Origin of the sequence: Psychromonas sp. MME2, from assembly GCF_040566515.1 — a bacterium.
Classification (GTDB): domain Bacteria; phylum Pseudomonadota; class Gammaproteobacteria; order Enterobacterales; family Psychromonadaceae; genus Psychromonas.
The window spans coordinates 102,952-129,727 of sequence record NZ_JBEWXI010000003.1; the positions used below are offsets into that span (position 1 = coordinate 102,952).

The window sequence follows — 26,776 nt, forward strand, 5'->3', positions numbered from 1 at the left end:
TATATCATTTTCTGTAACTTTATTTCAAAATCACTAAAAAATAACAACATTCCCAACCTTTTCCTACAAAAGATAACATTAACTTTTAATACTTTGTAACTCTTCTAAAGGCCATCGGGGTTTGGTTTTTATTTTTAAATCCTGTAAATGGCCAGCCTTGAGACGTTGCATGCCCGCATAGGCTATCATTGCACCATTATCTGTACAAAATTCATTACGTGGATAAAAAACCTCCCCTTGTAACGACTTCATCATCACAGCCAATTGTTCACGTAATGACTTATTGGCACTGACACCACCGGCCACAACTAATCGCTTTAGCCCCGTCTGCTTTAGGGCGCGTTTACATTTTATGGCAACAGTATCAATCACGGCATCTTGGAATGCCAATGCAATATCCGCCTGCGTTTGCGGATCACTGCCCTCTTCGGCAATGGTATTGGCGGCAAACGTTTTTAATCCACTGAAACTAAAATCAAGCCCAGGTTTGGTAGTCATTGGTCTTGGAAAGTGAAAGCGCCCTGCAACACCGTTTTCAGCCATTTTCGCCAAACGAGGTCCGCCCGGATAATCCAAACCAAGTAATTTGGCTGTTTTATCAAAGGCCTCACCTGCTGCATCGTCAATGCTTTCTCCGAGTACCGTATATTCACCAATATCATCGACCTGTACTAGTAGGGTATGTCCACCAGAAATAAGGAGAGCCAAAAAAGGAAATTCTGGACGATTATCTTCGAGCATCGGAGCTAATAAATGGCCCTCCATATGATGCACGGCAATAGCTGGTTTATTCCATGCATAGGCTAAACTTCGCCCAATACAAGTGCCAACTAACAAGGCGCCAACTAATCCAGGGCCCACTGTATAAGCAATACCATCAATATCATCTTTACTACAATCGGCATTAGCGAGCGCTTCCTTAATCAGCGGAATCGTTTTACGAACATGGTCGCGCGATGCAAGCTCAGGAACAACACCGCCATAGTCAGCATGTAATGCTACTTGGCTATATAATTGATGTGACAATAATCCTAACTGATCATCATAAATTGCGATGCCCGTCTCATCACATGAAGTTTCAATGCCTAAAATACGCATATCGCCAAGCCTCTAATGAATAAAATAACAGCTTAGTTTACCGCAAAATTATCACGAGTAACTTTTTTTTTAATAGAGAGCGTCATTTTCAATGCATAAATGCCTTTTTCTAATAATACAATTCCCCCTTTATCTTTTTTTAACTATATTTAATACAGTAATCCTTTACATTTTATAGCAAATAAGATTAAAATCTCGCACCATTTTAAAAGCACTGGTCAATATACGACCGTAACCATAAAGGTAATAGGCACATGCCAGTAATTAAACTTCGTGAAAACGAACCATTTGACGTAGCACTTCGTCGTTTTAAACGTTCTTGTGAAAAAGCAGGTATCTTAGCAGAAACTCGTAAACGTGAATTCTTTGAGAAACCAACTACAGTTCGTAAACGTGCTAAAGCTGCTGCTGTTAAACGTCACTTGAAAAAACTTTCTCGTGAAAACGCACGTCGCGTTCGCCTGTACTAATTTCTTAGTTAAAGGTTTCTGATGTCTTTAAAAGCAAGATTAAAAGAGCAACAAATACTCGCGATGCGAGCGAAGGATAAGGCACGTTTAGGCACTATCCGTATGTTGCAAGCAGCAATCAAACAAGTTGAAATTGATACGCAAGTTGAACTAAATAATGATGAAGTTATGGCTATTGTCATTAAATCAGTAAAACAGCGTAAAGATTCAATTGCTCAGTTTGAAAATGCGAATCGCGTTGATCTTGCTGATATTGAAAAAGCAGAACTTGCAATATTGCAAGAGTTTCTCCCACAACCACTAACTTCCGATGAAGTCAAAGACTTAATCAAGCAGGCTATTGCGACCTCTGGTGCAACTGGCATGCAAGATATGGGTAAGGTAATGGGGCTACTCAAAGAAGATATTCAAGGACGAGCAGATATGGGTGAAGTAAGCTCGCTTGTGAGAGCTGGCTTAGCTTAATTCTGATGCTTGTTAAATAATAGCCCTGAGTTTATTCGTAAGCTTGGGGCTTTTTTGTTTTACCACTAAACTTACCCCCTATTAATAAACAACTTAATTTAATGGTTTAATACATGGCAGGACGTATTCCTCGACAATTTATTGATGACCTTATCGCACGTACCGATATTGTTGACCTCATTGATAGCCGTGTAAAATTAAAAAAGAAAGGCAAAGACTACCGCGCTCGCTGCCCTTTCCATAACGGTAATAACGACTCCTCCTTTTCCGTTAGTGCAGATAAACAGTTTTATCACTGCTTTAATTGTGGTGCCAGTGGTAACGCACTGAGCTTTGTCATGGAATATGATGGCATTGAATTTGTCGATGCAGTAGAAACCTTAGCTGAACAACTGTCCATTGAAGTACCTCGTGAAGATATTGGCAATGGCAAAACAGTGGTCAATAATTATGTTGATCGCAAAGATCTATACCAATTGATGGCCGAGATCACCATTTTTTATCAACAGCAGCTGCGCAGTCACAAAAACAGTGAAAAAGTGATTAACTATCTAAAGGGTAGAGGATTATCCGGTGAAACCGTTAAATACTTTAAAATTGGTTACGCCCCGGATGGTTGGGATGAATTACGTAAACGTTTTGCTTTAACTGCGCAATTAGAAAAGCAACTCATTGATATCGGCATGCTTATTGCGAAAGATAAAACAGGCAGTTATGACCGCTTTCGTGATCGCTTAATGTTTCCAATACATGACCGCCGAGGACGAGTGATAGGATTTGGTGGCCGCGTTTTAGATAACCAAGAACCAAAGTACTTAAATTCACCTGAAACACCCATTTTTCACAAGGGTAAAGAACTTTATGGCTTATATCAAGTAAAGCAAACCCATAAAGAGATTCAACGTATATTGGTTGTTGAAGGCTATATGGATGTCGTTGCACTAGAGCAATTTGCGATTAATTATGCCGTTGCATCACTAGGAACTAGTACGAGTAGTGACCATATTCAAACTCTTTTTCGTCACAGCAGCGAAATTATTTGTTGCTTCGATGGAGATAAAGCGGGCAGAAATGCTGCTTGGCGGGCATTAGAAAATGCCCTACCCTATATACAAGATGGCCGAACACTGCGCTTTATGTTTCTACCTGATGGAGAAGATCCTGATAGTTTAATTCAAAAGCAAGGTAAGCAAGCCTTTGAACAGTTAATCGCTGAAGCTCTTCCGCTTTCTGATTTTCTTTTTCAACAATTATTAAGCAAAGTGGATATGAGCACATCAGACAGCAAATCAAAGCTGGCTCAGCTTGCCATTCCGCTGCTAGAGCAATTACCAGAGAGCGTCTTTAGGCAAATGATGGATGAAAAGCTCATTAATCTACTCGGTATTGAAAAAGAAGGGTTAAAAAAATTACTACCCAGGTCACAAGAGCAAAATAAAAATAAAATAAAACAAAAAGCGACACCGATGCGTTTAGCTATCTCTGTATTATTACAGCACCCTAATGTCGCATTTGATTTACCTCTGTTTCCTGAATTTCAAGAAATGAATTTACCTGGATTACCATTATTAAATTCATTACTTGAAATTTGTCGTAACAGCCCCAATATAACCACAGGTCAGTTACTCGAACATTGGCGTGATGCGCCTGAATACAAACAACTACAGACCCTAGCTATATGGGAAAATAACATTGATGACGATAATTACGAAGCATTTTTCTTAGACACATTAGAGAACTTTCTGAATCTTCATCTTCAGTATAAAATTGAATATTTAAAACAAAAAGCTAGAACAGGCAATGCATTAACCAGTGAAGAAACACAACAGCTTGCAGCACTGCTTGTAGAGCAAAAACAACATTAATGAAACTGGAAAAAATAACGAAATAGGCGTATAATCGAGCGCTTGTATTTTTTTAATTGTATCTCTCTATTTGGATGGTATCTATGGCTCAATCACCTCAGTCACAGCTCAAAGAGCTTATTATTAAAGGTAAAGAAAAAGGTTTTTTAACCTATGCAGAAGTTAATGACCATCTGCCACAAGATATTGTTGAATCAGAGCAGATTGAAGATATAGTACAAATGATCAATGACATGGGGATCCGTGTTGTTGAGACAGCCCCTGATGATGACGATCTACTATTGTCTGGTAACGAGGAACCCGATGAAGATGCCGTAGAAGCCGCAGCACAAGTGCTAGCAACGGTTGAATCAGAAATTGGACGTACAACAGATCCTGTGCGTATGTATATGCGTGAAATGGGTACGGTTGAGTTACTTACTCGCGAAGGCGAAATAGTGATCGCCAAACGTATCGAAGAGGGCATTAACGAAGTACAAACAGCGGTATCAGAATATCCTGGCACCATAACCGGCCTACTCGACAATTGGGATAGTTATCAAGCAGAAGATATGAAACTCACTGATTTGATTAGTGGTTTTGTTGATCCTAATGATGAAATATCAATGGCAGTTAGTGCGATTCATATTGGCTCTGAATTATCTGACTTAGAATTAGAAGATGAAGATGATAAAGATGACGATGATTTACTTGATGATGAGGAAGAAGAAGGTCCTAAAGGACCGTGTCCTGAAGAAGCTGCGGAAAAATTTACAGAACTTCGACATTTAAACAAAATTGTAGAAGATTCTATTGCTAAAAATGGTCGAGCACATCCTGAAACACGTAAGGCGATCAATGAGCAAGCCGAATTTTTCCAACAATTTAAACTTATTCCGAAACAATTTGATCGCATTGTTAAAGCGATTCGTTCATCCATGTATGCAGTACGTGTGCAAGAACGTTTAATTTTAAAAATCTGTGTTGAAATAAATAAAATGCCTAAAAAAGAGTTTATTACTCTATTTAAAGGCAATGAAACTAACCAATCATGGTTAGATGCTATCATTTCGAGTAATACCGATTACGGACGACGTATCGCTGAATCAAGTGAAGATTTACAGCGTTGTATCCGAAAAATGCTCTCTATCGAAGAGCAAAGCTTCCTTACCATCACCAATTTAAAAGAGATCTCTCGCAACATGAGCGTAGGTGAAGCAAAAGCTCGCCGAGCTAAAAAAGAGATGGTTGAAGCAAATTTACGTCTAGTAATTTCTATTGCTAAAAAATACACCAATCGTGGCCTACAATTCTTAGATTTAATCCAAGAAGGTAATATCGGATTGATGAAAGCGGTGGATAAATTTGAATACCGCCGTGGTTATAAATTCTCAACCTATGCAACTTGGTGGATTCGCCAAGCAATCACCCGTTCTATTGCAGACCAAGCACGCACCATTCGTATCCCAGTGCATATGATTGAAACGATTAACAAACTAAATCGTATTTCTCGTCAAATGCTACAAGAAATGGGCCGTGAACCTCAGCCGGAAGAGTTAGCTGAACGTATGATGATGCCAGAGGATAAAATACGCAAAGTACTTAAAATCGCCAAAGAGCCGATTTCAATGGAAACTCCTATCGGTGATGATGAAGATTCTCATTTAGGTGATTTTATTGAAGATACGACCATAGCGCTTCCAGTAGACTGTGCAACAATTGAAAGCCTGAAAAATGCAACGAATGAAGTGTTAGAAGGGTTAACTGCTCGTGAAGCAAAAGTATTACGTATGCGTTTCGGTATCGATATGAATACCGACCACACTCTCGAAGAAGTGGGTAAACAATTTGATGTAACACGTGAGCGTATTCGTCAAATTGAAGCCAAAGCATTACGTAAACTACGTCATCCAAGTCGTAGTGAACAGTTGCGTAGCTTCCTTGATGAATAACCGATAGATCATATTATTTTTACTAAAGTCCTGCATTCGCAGGATTTTTTTTAGTAAAAAGGAATTTTTTACAATCAATATTGAAAACTGCGCTGAAATTATAAGCAAACGCACTCTATATGCTAGACAGAGGAAATTGAAGCTTATATAATCGCATCTCAAATTTAGGCCCATAGCCTTTTATTGGTATAGGGTTAGAGCAAATGCTCTAGACAAAAATTTGGCCCCATAGCTCAGTTGGTTAGAGCATCCGACTCATAATCGGCAGGTCCCCTGTTCAAGTCAGGGTGGGGCCACCACATTCAACAAAAAAGGCGCTTTTAGCGCCTTTTTTGTTTTCCGATTCAGATTGAGCAGCGGATGATTAACGACGTTGACGACGCGTTAAACCAAACGCCAGTAAACCTAGCCCTAAAAATGCAGCAGAAAGAGGCTCAGGCACTTCCTGTGTATTAACCGAACCTAAGTTGGTAATTTTACCATCAAAATTAAAACATGCCCCACATTGCATTTTGACATCAAAAGGATCCAAAGTAAGCTCAGCACTGCCGACATAATCGCCAGCAATATAATCAAAAATAGTGCTACCACCAGCAAATTTACCACCCGCAATAAAACCTAGCGACCAAATTTCATATGCCCCAGTGACGCTTTCTTCACCAAAGATAGGGGAAATAAAATTAACACCAATACTTAATTCACCGTCACCATAGCCGACAAATGCAGCATTACCAAAGGTAAAGTTCGCTGATTCGCCATCATCAAGGGAGGCAGAACCAGAATATCCAGTATAAGAACCGATTCCGACTGCGCCAGTTGCACTAGCAGATCCCCATCAAAAGCAAAATTAATTGGCATAGCAGAGACAGATAAGGCACAACAAGCAAGTATTAAACCTAAAAGATAACTTTTCATCATAATTACTCCATATATTTTCAAGATACCGATTAGATTCTGCCATTATCAACACTCTCACCATGTCACTTTATCATGCAGAGAAACCGGTTGGATATCACATCTAGTGGATAAGATGCCGTGGTTAGTAAAGTCTAACGATACAAATAAAGCATAAACCACACCAAAAATAGGCTTATTATATTTACCCTTAAAAACAATAACTTAAATACAAACCCATAATAAGAAAAAGTAATCTGTTACATTTCTCGACACTTTTTTTTGACAAAAAAAAGATGATTTCATTTGTAATTAACAGGATTTTTACATCACGTTAACCACAAACACATAATTTATGTATGGATTTGAGATTATTTATATTGAACTATATATCCAGGTCATCATTATTATTATTTATAATATAAATAATAATAATGTAACTAATTAATAGTAAAGGGAGTTCACATATATCTATCGTTTATGAAGGTATACTTATTGAAAAAAAATGATTTGAGATGGAGTTGCATGAAAATTTTTTCATCATGTGATAAATTTTTCGACAATCGCAAGAATATGATCTTTAATAAAAAATACACTAGGGCAATATTTGAATATCACCCTAGCTATTTTAAGCTTAGGATTAGATATTTCCCTATGGTTAACAAAATCCCTATTTACCGACTCTACGACGCATTAAAACAAAGCCAACGCCCATTAGTAATAGCACTAAAGAATCTGGCGCAGGCACATCAGTCGTACCGCCACCATCGTAGTTATACGCTTGTAGATGTGAAAGACGATCACCTCCCTTACCAGGAGCTAATACATCATGAAACACCCAAGTACCAGATGTAACACCGTCTTTAAGGTCAAAGATAAACCAATTATCTGCCGTATTACCCGTACCAAATTTAAAACCAATCGCTTCAACAAATGAATCTACAGACCACGTACCAGCGTCCTCCCCATTATTATAAAAATCAGTACCAACACTCGCCCCTATATAACCAGCTGTAGTACCTCCTGCGGTTAAAAAATCATCAGTACCTGCATTTCCGTTAATATTACCGACGCCAGAAGCAACACATCCTGTCGCATAAGTATCCTCCATAGTCATGTAATTCTTAGCGGTATCTTGGCAAGTGATAAGCCCTGCATTTGCCGTAGAGGTAAGAGCCAGTAACAAAGCTCCAACTCCCCCTAGTACCATTTTTAATTTATGTCGCATAATATCCATGTCAAACTCCTCATGTATACAAAACGATAAGAAAACGTATCAATTATCGAAATTGTTTTTATACGTCATATATACTCAAGCATATATCAAACCAAATATATAACCCTCATTTATCAGCAAGTTACAATACCACAAATTAAGTGTGTAAGAAAAACCAACATGTTTTCTACGCTAATAGCTAACATTTTTTATCATAGAGATTTTATAACAAAGCTGATTGATATGAATTTCTAGGAAGTAGAAAACGGGCAAGACAACCCGTTTTCTCTTTTTAATTGTATTACTTTTATGTTTTAATCATCTAAGCTAATTACTGACACACCGCTTGCAGATTCATTGTCATCAATAGCCACTAATGTATAGATACTGTTTGCACTTAACTCTAGCATCACAGGGCCAATAGCAATGGTGTTCATATCTTCGGCAGGGGTCACCATGATATAGACTTCTCCTGGTGTTACATCTAATAAACCGCTATCACCTTTATAGGGTATATCTTTTAAAACCACATCATCTGCACTTGGTGTACTGTCTGAACTGAGGTAAATGTCTACATTACCTGCCAATGTAGAAGCATGAAAAGCACGCAATTTAGCCGCAGTCGCTATACGACGAGTATTGTCTTCAAGAACATATAATTGTTCATTTTCAGCACCATCGGCAAGATTACCTATCGCAACAGCCGTATAATTATTTCCTGCAGATAGCGTAGCATTAAGGGTTAAGGCATCAACCACGGCAACGGGATCACTGCCATTGACAGCCACGTTGAAGGTATAATCTCCTGCGGCTACAGCGATATAATCAGTAAATGCTTTAAATCCTAAGTCATACAAGGGACTTTCCATCGTTGGCGCAGTACCGTTAACCCAAACATCGACATCCGGAGCATCAGAAATAGCATGCACCACACGAATATCTGCACCATTATTGATATCGTTGACCACTAGCGAAGCATCCCCAGTATCAACTAGCAAACTAACAGGAGATGAACCAGCACCAGTATTCGTTGTCGCAACAGCAACCCAATCTCCACCAGCGGGGACTGATACCATACCGGAATCAAAATAGATCACAGATGGATCGTTGGCATCGGTAATACGGATTTGATAATCACCAGCTGGTACTTCGACAGCTTCCGTAGCAGCTAAATATTCAACATTATCAGCAAAGGGGATCGCATCAGTTAAATCATCATTATAAGCAGTGATGAATATATCAACCATTGGCGCATCAGGCGCAGCGTGAATTGCCTGAACACGTGCACCAGATGGGCTAAGTTGTTCACGAGCAACAATTTTTGGTGCAAATGCTTTTTCATCCCCCGTTCCTATAAGCGCAGCTTTACCTAAAGCGATAACGTTATATTCACTATCAGCCATCAAATCTAGGGTTGTTTCGGGTAATACGGTGAGTGTGGAGCCATCAGGTAAAATCGCATCTATTTGTACGCTATGTACGCCTTCTGATACAAACAAGGCACCGGAACTTTGCTGGTAGTCAACGCCAGTTAAAGCAGGCTTACCATCTAACCAAACATTCACTAATGGAGCATCCGGTGAGGCGTGATAAACTCTTAAGGAGGTGGTTGATTGGCTATCAACACTCGAAGAGCCTCCTCCCCCACCACAAGCAACTAATAAAGTTGAAACGAAAGAGACGAATAACATATTTTTAAAGTTTTTGATGTATTTCATTTTTTATACCCTCTTGTTTACGTGTTTTAATCATTACGAGGAGGGTGAAAAAAAGATCACTATTGATAAAAAGAAAATTCAAAACAGGTTCGTAAATATCACCAACGATATGATTGAATTGGTGATATTTACGTGAAATTATTTTTTGTCTAGTTTTATACGCGCAACTAATAATGCAATAAATTTATTCGCCGTTAATCCATGAGCAACAATACTTAAAATAACAGTACAGGCTACCGTCATCGCTAAGGTTTTACCGCCGGGAAGCTGCTCTTGAAGTACAATTAATGCAAAGACAATACTGGCTAAACCTCGCGGACCAAACCAACCAATGAAGAGCTTCTCATCAGTACGTAGTTTTTGCCCTGTTAGCACAACAAAGACTGGCAACATTCGAATCACCGTTAAGCTTAATATTGAATAAAAGATAATATGCCAACTAAATAACTCAATTGACTGTCCAACCACCAACGCCCCAAATACAACCCATGTTATCAGGGCTAAGGTATCTCCTGTCCCCTCTGCAGCCACTAAAAGTTTATGTTTATGTGCTTTCGCAATCGCACCAAACAGTAATCCACCAACGAAGCTCGCAATAAAGCCACTACCACCTAACCACTGAGCAACACTAAAACAAGCTAGTGCCATCGTCACAACGGGCAACTGCTGCCAGCTTTCAGTTACCCAGTTTCGCTGCGTACAAAAGTGCAGTAAATGATAACCACAAAAGGTAAGCCCAACACCAACAACGACACCAATGCCAATCTCTTCAGCAACTAATGTCAACGCTAACAGGCTGGTATTTTCTTGACTTGCATCTCCTGCTATTAGGGCAATAATAATAAACAGGATGGGGACACAAATGCCATCATTTAATCCACTCTCAACATTCAATCCTTCACGGATATTAGCTGGTACATTTTCATTGGTTACAACCGCTTTACCTAATGCTGCATCGGTAGGAGCAAGCATGGTTGCAAGCAACGCAATTTCGAATAACGTCAACTGGTCAAAGAGTAAAATACCAAAGGCATAGCCGAGCAAGATAGTTAACGGTAAGCCAATTAACAATAAACGCCCCGGAATACCAATATTACGCTTTAATACTGCTAGATTGGCATTAGCTGCATCAGCGAATAATAGAATAGCCAGTGTCAATTCAGCCAGTGTACGTAACATTTCAATTTCCATACGCCCAGCAATCACCGCAAAACCCAGTGGACCAAATATCAGCCCAAATGCAGTAAAAACAATCGCACCACTGGTTGGCGTTTTCTCAAGTCCCCCGCTTGCTATGCTATAAAAAAACACAAAAAGCGCTAAAACAGATAAAGAAGCATACATAATAATCCCTTATTTAATAATGACATTTAGGCTGTTTTTACAACCAATTAGTACGATACTTATTAGTTAAGATAACTCCCTAAGTCATAATATTAATATTGCTGTAATGGAGCCTAACGTGAACGAATTTGCTGATGCAAAACAAATTTCACTTCTCAGTATAGCACTTGCTGTCGACCTATTAATCGATGTTGAATACGGCGTGAAGCGCAAGAAGTCACCCATTTAGTTAATCCATTAGCGTTACAATCAACACTTATCTTTGCTGTATTTTTAGTATTACCGATGTTGCCGCGATCGTAGCAGGCAATAACATGGCCTTGAAAGTTCTCCTGCCACTATCAATGACCGCTAGTACTGGCTTAATAGTGATTTGGTTGGTCCATTTTTTTTAGTTCAAAATAGCTGCCCATATATTTCTTAACAAAATGATCTATATCAGCGTTTTGCTGTGCGCTAAGGTCAATCCTCTCCTAACATTGAAGTGTGGCATTTATTGTTGTTTAGGAGGTTGTTGTGCATTTCTCTGAAATCAAAAAAAATCCCTTACAGGCAAGCGATCATAATCTTGTATCCTATGATGACACTTACCAACACTTTAATTGGCAAATAGCAGACGCACGACTTAGCGGTCATGATAAAAAGTTAAATATCGCCTTTGAAGCGGTGGATCGTCACGTTGACGAAGGTTTCGGCGAGCAAGTTGCTATCCGTTGGCTAAGCAAGCAAGGCGAACAAACAAACATTAGCTATGCACACTTAAAGGCGCAAAGTAACCGCTTTGCGAATATTTTACAGGATCTTGGTGTGCAACCGAGTGAGACTGTATTTGCCCTCTCTACACGCGTCCCGCAACTGTACATCGCATTACTTGGAACGCTTAAATTTGCCGCCGTTTTTTCACCATTGTTTTCTGCATTTGGCCCCGAGCCCATACGCTCACGTATGGAAATTGGTGATGCACGTGTTCTGGTCACTAGCGAAGCACTTTATCGAAAAAAAGTGCAAGCATGGCGCAACGAGCTAACACAATTAAAATGGGTGTTGTTATACAATGTGAGCGTTGAATTACCTGAAGGTTGTTACGATCTGGATAAGTTACTAACACAAAGTAGCGCAGAATTTACTACTCGTTTCTGCGATCCTGAACAGCTCGCGCTATTGCATTTCACCTCTGGTACAACGGGCAAGCCCAAGGGAGCCATGCATGTTCATAGGGCGGTCATTTACCATAGTATTTCTGGTTTTTATGCACTCGACCTTCGCCCTGGCGACTGTTATTGGTGCACCGCCGATCCAGGCTGGGTGACGGGCACTTCCTATGGTGTCATTTCGCCACTGTGCAATCGTGTCACCTTGATCATTGATGAAGCGGAATTCGATGCGCGTCACTGGTATCAATTACTGAGTGAGCAAAAAGTGAATATTTGGTATACCGCACCAACGGCTATCCGGATGTTAATGAAAGCGGGTGATGAGCTTGCCAAGGAATATGATCTTAGCGCCTTACGTTTTATCGCCAGCGTGGGTGAACCCCTTAACCCTGAGGCGGTGATATGGGGAGAAAAAGTATTCGCCATGCCCTTCCATGACAACTGGTGGCAAAGTGAAACCGGTGGCATTATGATCGCTAACTTTGCAACAACCGCTGTTCGCCCTGGCTCCATGGGTCGCCCGCTTCCGGGGATCGACGTCGCGATTATGGTCAAAAATAGCGACGAAATAACCACACCATCACAGCAAGCCAATCAAATTGGCGAACTTGCGCTAAAACGCGGTTGGCCATCGATGTTTCGTGGTTATCTACATGAAGAAGCGCGTTATCAAAAATGTTTTGTTGGTGATTGGTACTTAACCGGTGACCTTGCTTACCGCGATGCGGATGGATATTACTGGTTTGTTGGGCGAGCCGATGATGTGATTAAAAGCTCGGGTCATTTAATTGGCCCCTTTGAGGTTGAAAGTGTCCTAATGGAGCAACCTGCCGTTGCCGAAGTGGCTGTGATTGGTCTGCCCGATGAGATAGCTGGAGAAGTTGTTAAAGCCTTTGTCGCCTTAAAACCCAATTACGAAGGCGATCAGGCATTGCGCAAAACATTACTCGCCCATGCGCGCAAAAGACTCGGCCCAGCCGTTGCCCCAAGGGAAATTGTATTTCGTCAGAACTTACCAAAAACACGCAGTGGCAAAATCATGCGACGACTCTTAAAGGCTCGCGAATTAGGCTTACCTGAGGGTGATATATCCACACTTGAGAGCGATGAATCCTAAATATTAAGGCTCGGGAGAAGATATTATGGGTAATGATAAAATACATCTGAATCGTCAACATTTACATTATTTACTCAAGCAAATGTTGCGTATCCGTCGTTTTGAAGAGCGTTGTGTCACCTTGTATAGCGAAGAAAAAATTCGTGGTTTTTTACATTTATATAATGGTGAAGAAGCGATTGCAGTCGGCGTCATGCAAGCATTAAATCAGGACGATGCGGTATTGGCAACCTATAGGGAACATGGTCATGCATTAGCGCGAGGTTTGTCAATGACGTCAATAATGGCTGAAATGTTTGGCAAACAGAGTGGCTGTAGCGGTGGTCGCGGAGGTTCGATGCATCTCTTTGACGACAAGCTACGATTTTTTGGTGGCAATGCCATTGTCGCGGGGGCGTTACCGCTCGCGGTTGGATTAGCGCTCGCGGACAAAATGCAACAACGTCAATTAGTGACCTGCTGTATTTTTGGCGAAGGAGCCGTTGCCGAGGGTGAATTTCATGAAAGTCTCAATCTCGCAAAATTATGGCAATTACCTATCCTATTTATTTGCGAAAATAATCTCTATGCCATGGGCACGGCCTTAGAGATAGAAGAATCCAACCAAAAAATCCATTTAAAAGCAGCGAGCTATGGAATGACTTCACAGGTCATCAACGGCATGAATGTCATTGATGTGGAAGCCGCTGCAAAACTCGCATGTAGCGCAATTCGTCAAGGTGACGGCCCACATTTTATCGAGTGCCGTACCTATCGTTTCCGTGGACACTCCATGTTTGATACACAACTTTATCGCCAGAATAGTGAAATAGAAGCGTGGAAACTAAAAGGGCCAATCGTGCAGTTAACACACTGGTTGACTGAAAATAAACAGCTCACTAACACAGAGCTACAAGCAATCGAACAAGACGTGGATGCTGAGATAGAAGAAGCCGTGCAGACAGCAGACAAAGCGTCGGTCGAACCCGTTGCAGATATATTTAAACACCTATACGCGGAGGCTCCCCATGAGTGAGGTAACATTCAGAGAGGCATTTAAAGCCGCGATTGTAGAAGCATTGAATGATGACCCGCGTGTTTTCTTGATGGGTGAAGATGTCGGCCACTATGGTGGCTGCTATGCTGTTTCCAAGGGTTTAATTGATCAATTCGGCACACAGCGAATCATCGACACTCCCCTTTCTGAGTCAGGATTTGTCGGTGCAGGTATTGGTGCCGCGATGGGAGGGATGCTGCCGATTGTTGAGGTAATGACCGTTAATTTTAGTCTTCTTGCTTTAGATCAAATCATTAATAATGCAGCGACGCTGCGACACATGTCGGCAGGACAAATTGCCGTACCACTGGTGATTCGTATGGCATGCGGTGCAGGTAAGCAATTAGCAGCGCAACACTCACATAGCTTCGAAGGTTTTTATGCCCATGTCCCGGGGTTAAAAGTACTCTACCCCGGTACGATAGCGGATGCGCGCTACATGTTAAAAATGGCACTGGCAGATCCCAATCCAGTCATCATTTTTGAACATGTCATGCTCTATAACCAAAGCGCAGAATTAGCAGAGAACCAATGATATCGCACCGATGGAAAAAGCGGTGATCCGCAAAACGGGCAGTGATTTATCCATTATCACTTGGGGTGGCTGTTTATATAAAGCGGTGGCGGCTGCGGAGCAACTTCAGGAGCAAGGATTTTCCATTGAAGTGGTCGATTTACGTTGCTTACGCCCATTGGATAGAGAGACCATTATTGACTCCGTGCAACGCACCCATAAAGCACTGATCGTTGATGAGTCGTGGAAAAGTGTCGGCATGTCCGCAGAGATAAGTGCAACTATTGCAGAGCAAGCATTTTGGTATTTAGATGCGCCGATACGCCGAGTCTGCTCGATAGAAGTGCCTTTTCCCTATGCTGGGCATTTAGAGCAAGCCTGCATTCCACAAATAGAGCAAATAGTGGCAGTGGCACTAGAAATGTTAACCACAGCAATTCCATCTGAACAGGTGACACTATGAATGGGGCGCGACATGATTTAAAAATGCCCTCCTTCGGTGCGGATATGGCAAAAGGCACACTTGTGGAGTGGCAGGTAAAAAAAGGCGATATCATAAAACGGGGAGATGTCATTGCCGTTATTGAAACGCATAAAGGCGCAATCGATTTAGATGTTTTTGAGGATGCCATCGTTGAAGAATTACTTATCAAGGAAGGACAGCAAGTCACCGTCGGCACAGCTATCGCTACCCTACGCACGATGAACGACTCATTAGAGACGCCTAGTCGGCAACAACACATAGATGAACACAGCAATAAAACAGAGCCCGCCGAGAAAGTACAGATAAACAACACGTTGACTGAAACGCATCAACCAAAAGCGGCCCTTGACTCTGACTTTATATTAGCCAGCCCTGCTGCACGTGCATTAGCGGCACAACAGCAATTATCTTTATCACGCTTAGCGGCTGAAAATAGCCAACCATTGACACTGACGATGGTTAAAAAAGCAATAACCAAAACAGAGGAGGCTGAGCCCCCCATCCAAGAAAAATCAGCTCAGCGTAAAAGTGGTTTTGACAAAAACGCAATGCGCCAAGCCATTAGTGATACGGTCACACGGTCAAAACAACAAATACCCCACTACTATTTAAGCCAACGTTTAGATATCAGCGCATTACAATCCTATCTACAAAACTATAATGCGCAAATATCCGTGGAATCACGTCTGCTACTTAATGCCCCACTACTCTGCGCCATTGCACGTACATTAAAAACAAACCCACAACTTAATGGGATATATCAGGATCAGCAATTTATCCCCAGTGATAGCATTAATTTAGCCAATGCGATTAATTTAAGAGGCGGAGGATTAGTGATGCCCGTGATCCGTGATGCGCAATCGCTGTCAGCAGCAGCGATGATGCAACAACTCAAGGAGCAAGTTGCACGAGCCCGAACAGAGAGCCTACGGGCATCAGAAATGAGCAATGGCAGCTGTACGGTTACCAGTATTGGCGATCGCGGTGCTGAACAGATGTTTGCCGTGATTTATCCACCGCAGGTGGCGATAATAGCTCTAGGAGCCCCCCACCAAGAAGCATTGGTGATTGATGACAACATACAAATTCGCTCCATCATAAATGCCACTATTGCGGCAGATCATCGCGTCAGTGATGGGCAAGTCGGCGCTCGTTTCCTATATCAGCTAAATCAACTATTACAACAACCCGAACAACTGTGGCAAGAATAGGTTCAACAAGGAGTAGGTTATGAATAAAATTGAATTAAAAAATTTAATTATTACAGAGCTCGGTAATATTGCACCCGAAATAGAGCCAGAGGAGATACCAGAAGATCAAGATCTACGTGAAGCGATTGAGCTTGATTCCATGGATTTTCTAAATTTGGTGATTGCTGTATCCAAACAAACCAAGGTAGCCATCCCAGAAGCCGATTATCCATTGGTAGTAACCCTTAATGGTATGGTAAATTACCTTATCGACAAGCAACAATAATCAATAAAATGACATTTCATTTAGCGTCGCTCGCAACTTGCACATCCTCTACAGGATGAACGACTGCTTGCATCCAAACGTCCGCGCTGAATTTTACAATAGGCATTTTTTAACGCACGTCGCCCCGAAAACCAATCATCTGCCTTACCGAGTAATAAATTCCCCTTGAAACGTTTAGCTAACTCGACACCATATTGATCAATGAATGAACGATCAAAGCTTATCTCAAAATAAATTAATGCATCCTCTATTCTTGTAAAGCCCTCAACTATATTTTGTAAATTATTTTTTTGATAACTTTGAACCATGTGGCGAACCTCACAGAATTAAAATGGCTATTAGTAGGATAATGCGACCTTTATCGCCATTGATTTATATTTCACAAATAAATGACTCAACATACCGCGTAGATGATCTATTTTACTGTGAATTTTAATGCGCTTAAACTTTTATTGAATTAACAAGAGAGTCGTAATGAAAAATACAAAGCTAACCATTTATTTTTTATTGCTACTTTTTATTCATTTACCCTCCAGTAGCACTGCTGATGAAATAACTATCGTTGCAGACCAATGGTACCCCTATAATGGGGATGAAAAATCACCGGGTTATGGGATCGAAATTGCCAAACATATCTTTCAAGCCGCAGGGCACAAAATAATTTATAAAATAATGCCTTGGAATAGAGCCATCAAAAAAACGCGCGAAGGGAAATTTAACGCCATTATTGGCGCAATGAAAGAAGAAGCGCCTGACTTTATTTTTCCAGAAGAGGAATTTGGCATTTCTGAAGAGATGTTCTTTGCCAAAAAAGGCAGTACTTGGCGATATAATGGCATTAAATCATTACAAGGGATTAACATTGGTCTAATAAAAGATTACTCCTATGGTAATGAGTTAGAAGATTTTTTTGCCGACAATCCCGATAAGACGCAATACGCTCAAGTCACCAAACCACTTGAAATGAATATAAAAAAATTACTCTATGGCAGAGTTGACGTGATTATCGAAGATCCCGTTGTACTAGCGCAAACTAGCATGCAAATGGGTCTTTCTGAGCAACTTATTAAAGTGGGAAAAACCACACAAGCCGATAAAGTCTACGTTAGCTTTTCACCCAACATAGCGAAATCAAAGGAATATGCCGAAATCTACACAGAGGGAATTCGCAAATTGCAAGCGTCAGGTGAATTAGAAAAAATTCTCGCCAAATATCATTTAACATATTGGAAATGATCCCATTAAGTCACTTTTTCACTTGAAAGGGTGATCTACTGCCAAAATGTTCGATGCTGACGACAAATTAATACGCCCCATGTTTCCGACTTGGTTTATGCTTAATTAAGCAGATAAGACATGGAGGCATCTTCTGAATACAGAAACAACAAGCTCATCCCTTAAACAGCGTAAACACAAACGCGGAATACTTTACGCAACTATTCTGCTTACTTTCCTGCTTCTCGTTTTATGCTTTATTTACCTAAAACTGCATAGTGAACTACACCATAAACGTCAAACAGAACAATTCTCAGAACTTTTTGGCATGCAAAGCAAAATTATTAGCGAGCTAAACTCTGTCGGGGTAAATCTTAGCTACTACGCACATAATGAGTTTACAATTGCGACACTTTCATCACAAGACAAAACCGCTCAAGCCTATCTTACCTCGCTCATGTACCAAATAAGCACATTGCAAAAACGCTATGAGCAGATCCGTTTATTGGACGCATTCGGAAATGAGGTTATTAGGATAAATAAATCGCCTAACTCACCACCACAAATTACCCCGACAGCCAATTTGCAGAATAAGGCTAATCGTTATTACTTCCAAGAATCAAAGATTCTGAAACAGCAGCAGCTATATACCTCGCCATTTGATCTTAATATTGAAGCAGGAAAGATTGAAAGACCCCTCAAGCCTATGATTCGTTTTGCCACACCTATCCATAACAAAGAAGATCAATTACTTGGCGTTGCTGTTATCAACTATAACGGCAGTCAAATTCAAGCGCTGCTTGAGAAGCTTAATATACACCAAGGAGATCAAATCCTGCTGCTAAATGAAAATGGCTATTATTTAAAAGCTAATCAACCTGATACAGAGTGGGGATTTATGATCCCAGAAAGAGCAAATTTTCAATTCTCTCAGCAATACCCACAACTCTGGAGAGAGATGCAAAATAGTAAAAGCGGTGAAATTACTACAGAGAAGGGAGAATATTATTTTAGTCGTTTCGAACTTTCACCTTCCCACCCCTTTGAAAGCATCAATCAAAATCATGTCACACTAGTCATGTATGTGCCAAGTACAATAATTCATAATGATACAGGGCCTCTCATAACAGGCTTATTAATTGCTTTTGTATTTTTAGCGCCGATGCTTACTTTTTTAGGCTGGGTATTAGCAAGCTACCAAATCAGTCAAGCCAATCTGTACAAACAGTTAGAGCATGAAGCCCGATTTGATGCATTAACCGGACTTTTGAATCGCAAAGCGATAAGTGATCGTCTACAGGAAAGTATCAACCTGAATAGGCGCAGGAAATCACCTTTATCGGTTGGATTTATTGATGTTAACGACCTTAAAAAAATGAATGACCAACAGGGGCATGCAGCAGGAGATCATCTAATTCAAGGTGCTGCCAAAGTCATTACTAATGTCATTCGCTCAACAGATTTAGCTGGTCGATTAGGTGGAGATGAATTCCTTATTGTATTTATCGATTGTACTGAAGAGAGCGCCAATATTATTATGAACCGTATTGAGTCAGAATTTAATTCATTAGGAATGCTGACAATGGGTAAGCCATGGAGTCTAAGTTATGGTTGTACAGAGCTTACAAATGATAACGAAAACGCTGCAGATATGATTAAACGAGCCGATAATAAAATGTATGAACATAAAATAAGGTATAAAACAAAAAAGAGAGCATAATTGCTCCCTTTTGTTTATCGCGATAACACTAGGGTAATATACGAGACATCACTTTATCTTTTATTATTAACTGATGGTATAAAGCGGCTGCAATATGACCGACAATAACAATTAGGATGATGCTTTCCATCACATCACCATGGGTTGCTTTACCCAAGTTAAATAACCACTCACTTTTATCAACTAGCGAAGGCATCGTCTCCCCAGCAATCGTCAATGATCGTCCCCCCTTACCAGCAAAACGAATATAACCACTGATTGGCACTAATAAAGTAATTAAATATAGCGAAATATGCGCACCGTGGAGTAACAGTTGCATTACCCCTTTTTCATAGACAGCTGCAGGAGCTTTACTGTTCATCTTAACGGCAAGACGAATAATTGTTAACACAAAAACCATGATCCCAAACCAAGAATGCAAGTTAAGCCAAAGTACTCGGATTTCAGTCCCTTTATCCGAAATTGAGCGAAGGTAGTCGCTTAAAAATAGCAGTGCAAATAGCAGTGCAATAATCCAATGTGTTGCGATAATAATTTTATTGTATTTCATAAAGCCCCTAAGATAATTAAATTTCCATTATTTAAACAAAAACTCGGATCGTAAGCGTTGATCTAAATAATACATGCTACAAATAGCATTTAATAAATTGCATGAAAAAGTGTTTCACTTCATACAATCTATCATTCCTTAATGAACAGCAATCATGGCTTGATATGATGAGATAAATATCAATATAACAACTAAAAAGAAGTGCCAAGGATGTTGAAAATATTCCAAGATTTGCGGGAATTACCCAAGGAAGAACAGAAGAGAAGCAATATTCGTAATATCATCGCTGGCTTCATCTTAATTATAACGCTCTTAATTATAATGGGTTTTACAACATTGGGTGGTGTTAATACCTTTTTTGAAACATTACGCCATTATTCAGAAACCGGGGAACTATTAATATCATTAGATAGAGCGAGACTCTATGAGCAAACATTCGAGAAAGAGAATAGTTTAAATAGCGCAGATAAAGCGCAACAAAGTATCGACCAATCAATCAAACTTGCCAACACATGGAACACCAACAAAAACCCACCATAATGCAGTTACTACAGGCTTATAATAAACATTTCAATTCATTGGCTTTACTGAGTATTAAGCGTAATAAAAAAACGCAAGAAATGGTAAAAAAAGCGACCAAAGCTTCAGCGAGCAGCGATCAGCTGCAAGTTTTACAATCAAAATACATTAATTTAGATCGATTAGAGGTGAGTAACCTGCGAAAAGCCGTTTTTTTAGACTTAAATAACATTACACAATTATCTTCGATATCTTCATTACTGCAAAATTTAAACTATAGCATCATCAATTTTAATTCAGATAATCATAATCAATCATTTAAAAAAATGCTTTTTGAAAAAATCCTAGAAGATATCGATAATATCTCGCAACACATACAACGCAGCATTGATAAACTCCATTACAACGAACCACTTTTACTAAAAATGTTGCTGTCATCGGTACAGATAAAAACGCAATTAACTGAGCCAAATAGCCCACTAAAAACGGTGATAGAGTTATTGCATGAAACGACAGATGACAGCCTAAAGGCCATTGCCATTGCCAAAAAATGGCTTGAAATAAACCAAGAAAATCTCGAATCCAGAATGGATATTATTGATAAGAGAATTGAATTACTTGAACTGGTCAATACCTTAACAAATAATATCGATGATGCCAGACAATGGGATAGAGACTTTTTATCCTCAATATCAGAAAAAAATAAAAATCTATTTAAAAAAAGAACACTTGCCACACTCAATAACGCCATTGATATCAGTAAAAAAATAGAAAATAAATTATTAGAAGCAGAAGAGGTGCTAATTTTTGATGAAGTATCATCCGATATAAAACAGTACTTTCTCGCCTTTCAAGCGCTTACCAATATTGTTCAAGAATTAAAAAATGCAGCACACAACACCAAAGTCGCAGCACAGGATGCAGATCGATTATTGCTACAGGTAAGGAGCGAAGCTTTTAATGATTTTAATAAGATAAAAGACACTTATACTTACATAAGCATACTATTATTCATTTTTTTCACTCTGCTTATATTTTTAGGGGTGCTTATATATCAATCTATATCGCACCTAATTTCACTAACAAAAATATCCATCGTAGCAAAAAATGATGCCATCAAGGCGAATAAAGTCAAATCTCAATTCCTTGCGAACATGAGTCATGAAATAAGAACACCAATGAATGCGATATTAGGAATGACTAAATTAACACTTAATACGGATTTACAAGAAAAACAAAAAAAATACATTACCCATATCTATAATTCTGCACATAATTTATTGTATATCATCAATGATATTCTAAGCCTTGCAAAGATAAATTCCGGAAAATTTGCCATTGAGCCCATTAACTTTTCATTAATGGAACTGCTTGATGAAGTGGCTAATATCATGCGTATTAGTGCAGAAGAAAAAGGCATTCAATTTCAATGCACCTATTCTCCTAATTTACCGGCCTATATCCAAGGCAATCCAAACAGAATAAATCAAGTGCTGATTAATATTGTCGGCAATGCAATAAAATTTACCACTAAAGGTTCGGTAAACCTAGAGGTTTCCCATCGCGTACTTGAAGATAAACAGCTCAAACTACTTTTTTGCATCACTGACACCGGGATTGGCATCGCCGCCACAGACCTTGAGCGGCTTTTTAACCCCTTTAGTCAAGTCGATGAATCAACAAGTCGAGTTTATGGTGGAACAGGATTAGGATTAACAATAAGTAAACAACTTATCTCCTTAATGGGCGGTGAGATTAAAGTCAGTAGTACTGTCAACATCGGGAGCACCTTTGAATTTGAAATTCCAGTACTGCAAGTAGATTGTGCTCAAGTAAACGAGAATGATGTCGCTATTATCGTCCCAACAGACCTTGCTCCATTAAAAAACAAATCTATATTACTTGTTGAAGACAACCAAATAAACCAAGAATTAGTCGAAGAGTTATTAAGAGGCAAACTAGATTTATCAATCTGTAACAATGGTCAAGAGGCATTAGCTGAAATAAAAAACAGACAATATGATGGTATATTAATGGACTGTCAGATGCCCGTAATGGATGGCTACACAGCGACCCAAATCATTAGAGAAGAACTCAATAACAATATCCCTATTGTAGCAATGACCGCCAATATTACGGAAAAGGATAAAGAAAGAGCCCTCGCCTGCGGTATGAACGATATAATCGGTAAGCCTATTGATGTAGAAAGCATGTTTAAAAAAATGCTTAAGTGGTTTGCAAACAAAGAAGTCTCTGAAATATCACTCTCACCAGTGTCATATATAGATAATAACGAGCTCGATGAATTTATCATTGCACTTTCTCGTATAGGTGTGGATATTGAGACCGGTTTAAATATCGCCAATCACAATCAAAATCTCTACATAAGCCTAATCAACTCATTTAGCACAGAATATAAAACATGCCATTATCAAGACAAACAAGCCTTCGTGCATAAGCTTAAGGGTGTTTCCAGTAATTTAGGATTAGAGAGCATATTCAACCGTTGTAAAAGCTACGAGTTGTCACCCACCAACCACGATTTTGCCGTCGTCATCGATGAGATAAAAAACATTATACATAGCATTGATAACATCAAAGCCGTACCGATTGAACAGGCAAAGAATGAACTTATGCCGTGCAGTGATAAATTGATTGGCCATATTCTCATTGTTGAGGATGATGCGATTAATCAACTTTTATTACAAAAAATAGTCAATGATATGGGTGTAACAGCTGATATAGCCAATGACGGGATCGAGGCATTAGAAAGAATAGAACAGAGTAAAACAGCCTATGACCTTATTATGACCGATTTTTATATGCCCAATATGGATGGCCCTGCGCTAGCTCAAAAACTACGCAACAACATCAGCCAATATGGGTATCTAAATATTATCGGCGTCACGGGGGAAGAGGCACACATTAACAATAAAAATGAAAATATGGATATCGTGATTAGCAAACCATTTAATCGACAGGAAATTCAGACCGCTTTAAGTAAATTTTTAATTGCCTCAGAAACAACTGAAAGCAATGACGGATTAATTTCTGTTTTTACAAATTATACAACAGAAGAAAAAGTCAAAGCGTTCAACCTTATTATTGAGTCAATGAGTCAAGATATAGCAGAGCTTCGCAAAACGGATTGCGACATAAAAAATATCGCCCATAAAATAAAAGGCAGCACCAGTATGCTAGGCGTTAGCAGTGTCGCTAAACTTGCGCAGCTACTTCAAAATGAAATTGATGACGAGATGATAAAAGAGAAAAAACAGCGTTTAATACAAGAAATGGTTAAAGTGATTGATGATGTAACCCTTCTCTTAGAAGAGCTAATGGATCAATAGCCAATACTCCCCCCTGTAGGGTAAGAAAAACAGCAGCGATTACGTTGTAGAAGCAATCTCTGTATCATTATTCGATGTTCGACTAGAGGCTAAATCTTCCGCAAGCCTGTAATTGGAATGAATACCCAATTGAGTTAACTCGTTATTATTATATAACTCTTTACATATATGGTAACAATCTTTTAGCAATAGGCGAATATCTCGTCCTGTATAATTAGAGGGCCAATTCACTGCAAGGTATTTAATGAGATTGCCATTTACTTCACGTATATACTTATTCTTAGCTCTAATTTTTAATAACACATCGAGGGCTTTCATAATATCCCCCGTTTTCACACACTCATTAAACGCTTCGTAAGCTTTTTTAATATATTGCACATTTTTCTTATGATGATTAATTTGAGAACTAATCACCTCTAATTGTGACTTAAGTAAAATAGGGCTAATGTTTTGCGAATCCATAAAAGTTTTCAATGTCATCATATTTTCATTGAATTCTCGATTAAAAGATAAGCTATCGAGCAGATAGTTATAATGAATATTACTATAAAACCCCTTTATCGCCTTATTAGCATACAAGTGTTTCAAAATGGTCATTGCTTCAGATATATTCCCTTCCATTATCGCAAAATGGCTTAAAATCAATTCGCTATCGCAGTCACCATCCTTTACTGACTCCCCAGAATCATCCGCTTTAGCATTGTTTCTATGGCGTAAATTTGCAAGGGTTTTATACTCATTCAACGCTTCCACTTTTAATGTTAGCGTTGCATTCATTAGCTCTTTATTTTGACTGCCCTTCACATTAAATTTATTCATGGCATCATAAATGAACAAAATACATCTTATATAGTTATATCTTGCTTCAAAACTATCACGATAAGTATCAATATTAAGCTCGTAGTAAGTCATAAATCGAGAGGCTGCATTACGAAAATCGCCTTGAGATAAACATAAGTTAGCGATAACCAACTCGCGCTCTGGATTTCCTGGCGCAAGCTCTGAAATAATAGAAAACTGTTTTATTGCATTGGGAACATCACCGCTATATATATCGTATTTAGCATTTAGAGATAAACCTGAAACCGAGTTGGGGACTTTATCTAATATTTTATTAATTATCACTTCAGCTCTTGAAAGCTCGCCTAGTTCAATTAAAGAATCGGCCAAACCGACATTAGCCCATTCCACATCTTTCTCAAGCACAATAGAGCTATATAACTCTTTTGCTTCATTAAACATACTTAGCAATGTATATAGCTCGCCTCTAAGCTTCTGTATTATATAATAATATTGTGGAAATTTAATGGTCAGCTGATCAGCTAAAAGCAAGCCCTCTTTATAGTTTTTATTATTTTTTGCTTCGTATAACTTATAAAGCGCCGCTTTTCGTTTAAGTGCATTTTTTACCTTAAAGGTGAAAAACTGAGAGTTAAAGGGTTTGAGGAGGTATTCATCAGGATCTAATTCTATAATCGACCTAACTACCTTTGAAAGTGATTCACCGGTTATTATAATAAAAACAGCTTCAGGATTTAATAAATTATAATATTTCAACTCTTCAAAAACTTGTCGACCATTTAACCTTGTAAAAAAATTATAATCACAAATAATTACATCAAACTTTTGTTTCTTGCAATGCCAAATCGCCGCTTTCGGATCCTTAGCATGATTAACGTTTTTTTCATTCAACCCCATATTCACTAGCATTTGTCTAATGCTAGAGATCATAACGGGGGAATCATCCGCAACAAGAGCTGTTATGCTTTTTAATTCTTTCATATTTTATTAATTATAATCCAGTACTGAAGCATCTTGCTTACTCAACCCAAACACTTAATTAGAGATAATGTTTAGATTATTTAAAAAGATAATACACAGAAATATTTTACAGCTTAAGGTTTATTAAATATAGCTTACTGAGCCACATCAACACTAACTACACAGTTTAAAATATATAGGGGGAAGCATAGAGATGTACGAACTCTGTCTGCCTTTTATACTCTAGGATATTAGCAACAAGTATAGTTTATAGCCATAAATATCTGTTTTTTACACATTTAAAGAGGTTAACGGGAACGAACTCAGGAGCAAAGACATCGCAGCAACCCCTAGGGCGAGACTAATCAAGCAGTCCCTGATGGTTCAAAGGGCTTGTTCACCCCCAATAAAGTGTCGGCTGCGCGACATCTATTCTTGTTGGTTATGTTTCTTGGCTTTTATGGCTTAATTTATGGGCATGCTGCTCCCAATTTTTGCCATCAAAGTCAGATATATTTACTTGCTTTGCTTCGGTATCGAGGCAATTTACATTAACGTCAACGCCATCAGGGTTAGAACGTGGAATATAAAATGGTTTAATACCACAAGTTTTACAAAAGAAATGCTTAGCGATTCCAGTATTAAAGTTATATTCAATCAGCTTACTTTTACCCGTCAGTAACTTAAAACGAGAATTGGGCACTATTAAATGCAAATACCCTGATTTTTTGCATACGCTACAATTACATAAATCTGCTTCGATAACACTCGGTGCATCAACACTAAATTGAATGTCGCCACAATGGCAGCTTCCTTGATATATCATGCAACTCCTTATAAAAAATGAACAAAGAAGAAAAGAACGGGGACAGCCAAATC

General features: G+C 39.2%; 24 protein-coding genes and 1 tRNA gene. 15 read left to right on the top strand and 10 right to left on the bottom strand.

Going from position 1 to position 26,776, the window contains the following annotated elements; genetic code table 11:
- Nucleotides 1-78: 78 nt before the first annotated feature.
- On the bottom strand, nt 79-1,098 hold the full coding sequence (gene tsaD, locus AB1A03_RS05480; protein ID WP_354623594.1) for a tRNA (adenosine(37)-N6)-threonylcarbamoyltransferase complex transferase subunit TsaD: 1,020 nt from the start codon (nt 1,096-1,098) through the stop codon (nt 79-81).
- A gap of 254 nt (nt 1,099-1,352) precedes the next feature.
- Here tsaD and rpsU point away from each other — a divergent pair, with 254 nt between their 5' ends.
- From rpsU to AB1A03_RS05505, 5 genes are all read left to right on the top strand, one after another.
- Nucleotides 1,353-1,568, top strand: coding sequence for a 30S ribosomal protein S21 (rpsU, locus tag AB1A03_RS05485; RefSeq protein ID WP_011768738.1), 216 nt, complete (start codon nt 1,353-1,355; stop codon nt 1,566-1,568).
- A gap of 21 nt (nt 1,569-1,589) precedes the next feature.
- Nucleotides 1,590-2,033, top strand: a complete 444-nt coding sequence (locus AB1A03_RS05490; RefSeq protein WP_354623595.1) for a GatB/YqeY domain-containing protein — start codon at nt 1,590-1,592, stop codon at nt 2,031-2,033.
- Between the two features lie 113 nt (nt 2,034-2,146).
- Nucleotides 2,147-3,898, top strand: a complete 1,752-nt coding sequence (gene dnaG / locus AB1A03_RS05495) for a DNA primase (RefSeq protein WP_354623596.1) — start codon at nt 2,147-2,149, stop codon at nt 3,896-3,898.
- Between the two features lie 83 nt (nt 3,899-3,981).
- Nucleotides 3,982-5,829: an RNA polymerase sigma factor RpoD gene (gene rpoD / locus AB1A03_RS05500; protein WP_354623597.1), complete on the top strand. Its 1,848-nt coding sequence runs from the start codon at nt 3,982-3,984 to the stop codon at nt 5,827-5,829.
- A 222-nt stretch (nt 5,830-6,051) separates the two neighbouring features.
- Nucleotides 6,052-6,128 (top strand) — tRNA-Ile (locus tag AB1A03_RS05505).
- A 65-nt stretch (nt 6,129-6,193) separates the two neighbouring features.
- Here the strand turns inward: AB1A03_RS05505 and AB1A03_RS05510 are convergent.
- The 5 genes from AB1A03_RS05510 to AB1A03_RS05530 all read right to left on the bottom strand — a co-directional run bounded on the left by AB1A03_RS05510 (nt 6,194) and on the right by AB1A03_RS05530 (nt 11,001).
- Entirely contained in the window at nt 6,194-6,361 is a 168-nt protein-coding gene (locus AB1A03_RS05510) for a PEP-CTERM sorting domain-containing protein (RefSeq protein WP_354623598.1), read from the bottom strand.
- Between the two features lie 161 nt (nt 6,362-6,522).
- A complete protein-coding gene (locus AB1A03_RS05515; RefSeq protein WP_354623600.1) occupies nt 6,523-6,747 on the bottom strand; it encodes a hypothetical protein in 225 nt (74 codons plus the stop codon).
- Between the two features lie 646 nt (nt 6,748-7,393).
- Nucleotides 7,394-7,960, bottom strand: coding sequence for a PEP-CTERM sorting domain-containing protein (locus tag AB1A03_RS05520; RefSeq protein WP_354623601.1), 567 nt, complete (start codon nt 7,958-7,960; stop codon nt 7,394-7,396).
- 293 nt (nt 7,961-8,253) lie between these two features.
- A complete protein-coding gene (locus AB1A03_RS05525; protein WP_354623602.1) occupies nt 8,254-9,657 on the bottom strand; it encodes a DUF4397 domain-containing protein in 1,404 nt (467 codons plus the stop codon).
- 138 nt (nt 9,658-9,795) lie between these two features.
- Entirely contained in the window at nt 9,796-11,001 is a 1,206-nt protein-coding gene (locus AB1A03_RS05530; protein WP_354623603.1) for a cation:proton antiporter, read from the bottom strand.
- Between the two features lie 516 nt (nt 11,002-11,517).
- Between AB1A03_RS05530 and acsA the strand changes: the two genes are divergently transcribed.
- From acsA to AB1A03_RS05560, 6 genes are read left to right on the top strand one after another with little or no spacing between them, the layout of a single operon-like run.
- Nucleotides 11,518-13,272, top strand: a complete 1,755-nt coding sequence (gene acsA, locus AB1A03_RS05535; protein WP_354623604.1) for an acetate--CoA ligase — start codon at nt 11,518-11,520, stop codon at nt 13,270-13,272.
- Nucleotides 13,273-13,297: 25 nt separating this feature from the next.
- On the top strand, nt 13,298-14,287 hold the full coding sequence (gene pdhA / locus AB1A03_RS05540) for a pyruvate dehydrogenase (acetyl-transferring) E1 component subunit alpha (protein WP_354623605.1): 990 nt from the start codon (nt 13,298-13,300) through the stop codon (nt 14,285-14,287).
- Nucleotides 14,280-14,843 carry an alpha-ketoacid dehydrogenase subunit beta gene (locus tag AB1A03_RS05545; RefSeq protein WP_354623606.1) on the top strand — a complete coding sequence of 188 codons (564 nt, stop codon included), beginning with the start codon at nt 14,280-14,282 and terminating at the stop codon, nt 14,841-14,843. The genes pdhA and AB1A03_RS05545 overlap by 8 nt, the downstream gene beginning before the upstream one ends.
- A gap of 22 nt (nt 14,844-14,865) precedes the next feature.
- Complete coding sequence (locus AB1A03_RS05550) at nt 14,866-15,285, top strand: transketolase C-terminal domain-containing protein (protein ID WP_354623607.1); 420 nt, start codon at nt 14,866-14,868, stop codon at nt 15,283-15,285.
- Nucleotides 15,282-16,517 (top strand): dihydrolipoamide acetyltransferase family protein, encoded by a 1,236-nt coding sequence (locus AB1A03_RS05555; protein ID WP_354623608.1) that lies wholly within the window; start codon nt 15,282-15,284, stop codon nt 16,515-16,517. Before AB1A03_RS05550 ends, AB1A03_RS05555 begins: the two co-directional genes overlap by 4 nt.
- A 19-nt stretch (nt 16,518-16,536) precedes the next feature.
- A complete protein-coding gene (locus tag AB1A03_RS05560) occupies nt 16,537-16,782 on the top strand; it encodes a phosphopantetheine-binding protein (protein ID WP_354623609.1) in 246 nt (81 codons plus the stop codon).
- Between the two features lie 20 nt (nt 16,783-16,802).
- On the opposite strand, the gene AB1A03_RS05565 is transcribed toward AB1A03_RS05560, so the two are convergent.
- Complete coding sequence (locus tag AB1A03_RS05565) at nt 16,803-17,090, bottom strand: nitrogen fixation protein NifW (protein ID WP_354623610.1); 288 nt, start codon at nt 17,088-17,090, stop codon at nt 16,803-16,805.
- A 166-nt stretch (nt 17,091-17,256) separates the two neighbouring features.
- Between AB1A03_RS05565 and AB1A03_RS05570 the strand changes: the two genes are divergently transcribed.
- Both AB1A03_RS05570 and AB1A03_RS05575 read left to right on the top strand, forming a co-directional pair.
- Complete coding sequence (locus AB1A03_RS05570; RefSeq protein WP_354623611.1) at nt 17,257-18,018, top strand: substrate-binding periplasmic protein; 762 nt, start codon at nt 17,257-17,259, stop codon at nt 18,016-18,018.
- A gap of 307 nt (nt 18,019-18,325) precedes the next feature.
- Nucleotides 18,326-19,717 carry a sensor domain-containing diguanylate cyclase gene (locus tag AB1A03_RS05575; protein ID WP_354623612.1) on the top strand — a complete coding sequence of 464 codons (1,392 nt, stop codon included), beginning with the start codon at nt 18,326-18,328 and terminating at the stop codon, nt 19,715-19,717.
- A gap of 28 nt (nt 19,718-19,745) precedes the next feature.
- On the opposite strand, the gene AB1A03_RS05580 is transcribed toward AB1A03_RS05575, so the two are convergent.
- Nucleotides 19,746-20,267, bottom strand: coding sequence for a cytochrome b (locus AB1A03_RS05580; RefSeq protein WP_354623613.1), 522 nt, complete (start codon nt 20,265-20,267; stop codon nt 19,746-19,748).
- A gap of 210 nt (nt 20,268-20,477) precedes the next feature.
- Between AB1A03_RS05580 and AB1A03_RS05585 the strand changes: the two genes are divergently transcribed.
- Complete coding sequence (locus AB1A03_RS05585) at nt 20,478-20,807, top strand: hypothetical protein (RefSeq protein WP_354623614.1); 330 nt, start codon at nt 20,478-20,480, stop codon at nt 20,805-20,807.
- The gene (locus tag AB1A03_RS05590; RefSeq protein WP_354623615.1) at nt 20,780-24,136 is read left to right on the top strand and encodes a response regulator; all 3,357 of its coding nucleotides are present in this window, start codon (nt 20,780-20,782) and stop codon (nt 24,134-24,136) included. The genes AB1A03_RS05585 and AB1A03_RS05590 overlap by 28 nt, the downstream gene beginning before the upstream one ends.
- 39 nt (nt 24,137-24,175) lie before the next feature.
- On the opposite strand, the gene AB1A03_RS05595 is transcribed toward AB1A03_RS05590, so the two are convergent.
- Together AB1A03_RS05595 and AB1A03_RS05600 are read right to left on the bottom strand one after the other, a co-directional pair.
- A complete protein-coding gene (locus AB1A03_RS05595) occupies nt 24,176-25,918 on the bottom strand; it encodes a response regulator (RefSeq protein WP_354623616.1) in 1,743 nt (580 codons plus the stop codon).
- A gap of 421 nt (nt 25,919-26,339) precedes the next feature.
- Nucleotides 26,340-26,723, bottom strand: a complete 384-nt coding sequence (locus AB1A03_RS05600) for a GFA family protein (protein WP_354623617.1) — start codon at nt 26,721-26,723, stop codon at nt 26,340-26,342.
- Nucleotides 26,724-26,776 lie beyond the last annotated feature (53 nt).

Excerpts from the sequence above, each read along its gene's own strand:
- tsaD (WP_354623594.1), bottom strand. The coding sequence starts at position 1,098 with ATGCGTATTTTAGGCATTGAAACTTCATGTGATGAGACGGGCATCGCA.
- rpsU (WP_011768738.1), top strand. The coding sequence starts at position 1,353 with ATGCCAGTAATTAAACTTCGTGAAAACGAACCATTTGACGTAGCACTT.
- AB1A03_RS05490 (WP_354623595.1), top strand. The coding sequence starts at position 1,590 with ATGTCTTTAAAAGCAAGATTAAAAGAGCAACAAATACTCGCGATGCGA.
- dnaG (WP_354623596.1), top strand. The coding sequence starts at position 2,147 with ATGGCAGGACGTATTCCTCGACAATTTATTGATGACCTTATCGCACGT.
- rpoD (WP_354623597.1), top strand. The coding sequence starts at position 3,982 with ATGGCTCAATCACCTCAGTCACAGCTCAAAGAGCTTATTATTAAAGGT.
- AB1A03_RS05515 (WP_354623600.1), bottom strand. The coding sequence starts at position 6,747 with ATGATGAAAAGTTATCTTTTAGGTTTAATACTTGCTTGTTGTGCCTTA.
- AB1A03_RS05520 (WP_354623601.1), bottom strand. The coding sequence starts at position 7,960 with ATGGATATTATGCGACATAAATTAAAAATGGTACTAGGGGGAGTTGGA.
- AB1A03_RS05525 (WP_354623602.1), bottom strand. The coding sequence starts at position 9,657 with ATGAAATACATCAAAAACTTTAAAAATATGTTATTCGTCTCTTTCGTT.
- AB1A03_RS05530 (WP_354623603.1), bottom strand. The coding sequence starts at position 11,001 with ATGTATGCTTCTTTATCTGTTTTAGCGCTTTTTGTGTTTTTTTATAGC.
- pdhA (WP_354623605.1), top strand. The coding sequence starts at position 13,298 with ATGGGTAATGATAAAATACATCTGAATCGTCAACATTTACATTATTTA.
- AB1A03_RS05545 (WP_354623606.1), top strand. The coding sequence starts at position 14,280 with ATGAGTGAGGTAACATTCAGAGAGGCATTTAAAGCCGCGATTGTAGAA.
- AB1A03_RS05555 (WP_354623608.1), top strand. The coding sequence starts at position 15,282 with ATGAATGGGGCGCGACATGATTTAAAAATGCCCTCCTTCGGTGCGGAT.
- AB1A03_RS05560 (WP_354623609.1), top strand. The coding sequence starts at position 16,537 with ATGAATAAAATTGAATTAAAAAATTTAATTATTACAGAGCTCGGTAAT.
- AB1A03_RS05565 (WP_354623610.1), bottom strand. The coding sequence starts at position 17,090 with ATGGTTCAAAGTTATCAAAAAAATAATTTACAAAATATAGTTGAGGGC.
- AB1A03_RS05570 (WP_354623611.1), top strand. The coding sequence starts at position 17,257 with ATGAAAAATACAAAGCTAACCATTTATTTTTTATTGCTACTTTTTATT.
- AB1A03_RS05575 (WP_354623612.1), top strand. The coding sequence starts at position 18,326 with ATGCAAAGCAAAATTATTAGCGAGCTAAACTCTGTCGGGGTAAATCTT.
- AB1A03_RS05580 (WP_354623613.1), bottom strand. The coding sequence starts at position 20,267 with ATGAAATACAATAAAATTATTATCGCAACACATTGGATTATTGCACTG.
- AB1A03_RS05585 (WP_354623614.1), top strand. The coding sequence starts at position 20,478 with ATGTTGAAAATATTCCAAGATTTGCGGGAATTACCCAAGGAAGAACAG.
- AB1A03_RS05590 (WP_354623615.1), top strand. The coding sequence starts at position 20,780 with ATGGAACACCAACAAAAACCCACCATAATGCAGTTACTACAGGCTTAT.
- AB1A03_RS05595 (WP_354623616.1), bottom strand. The coding sequence starts at position 25,918 with ATGAAAGAATTAAAAAGCATAACAGCTCTTGTTGCGGATGATTCCCCC.
- AB1A03_RS05600 (WP_354623617.1), bottom strand. The coding sequence starts at position 26,723 with ATGATATATCAAGGAAGCTGCCATTGTGGCGACATTCAATTTAGTGTT.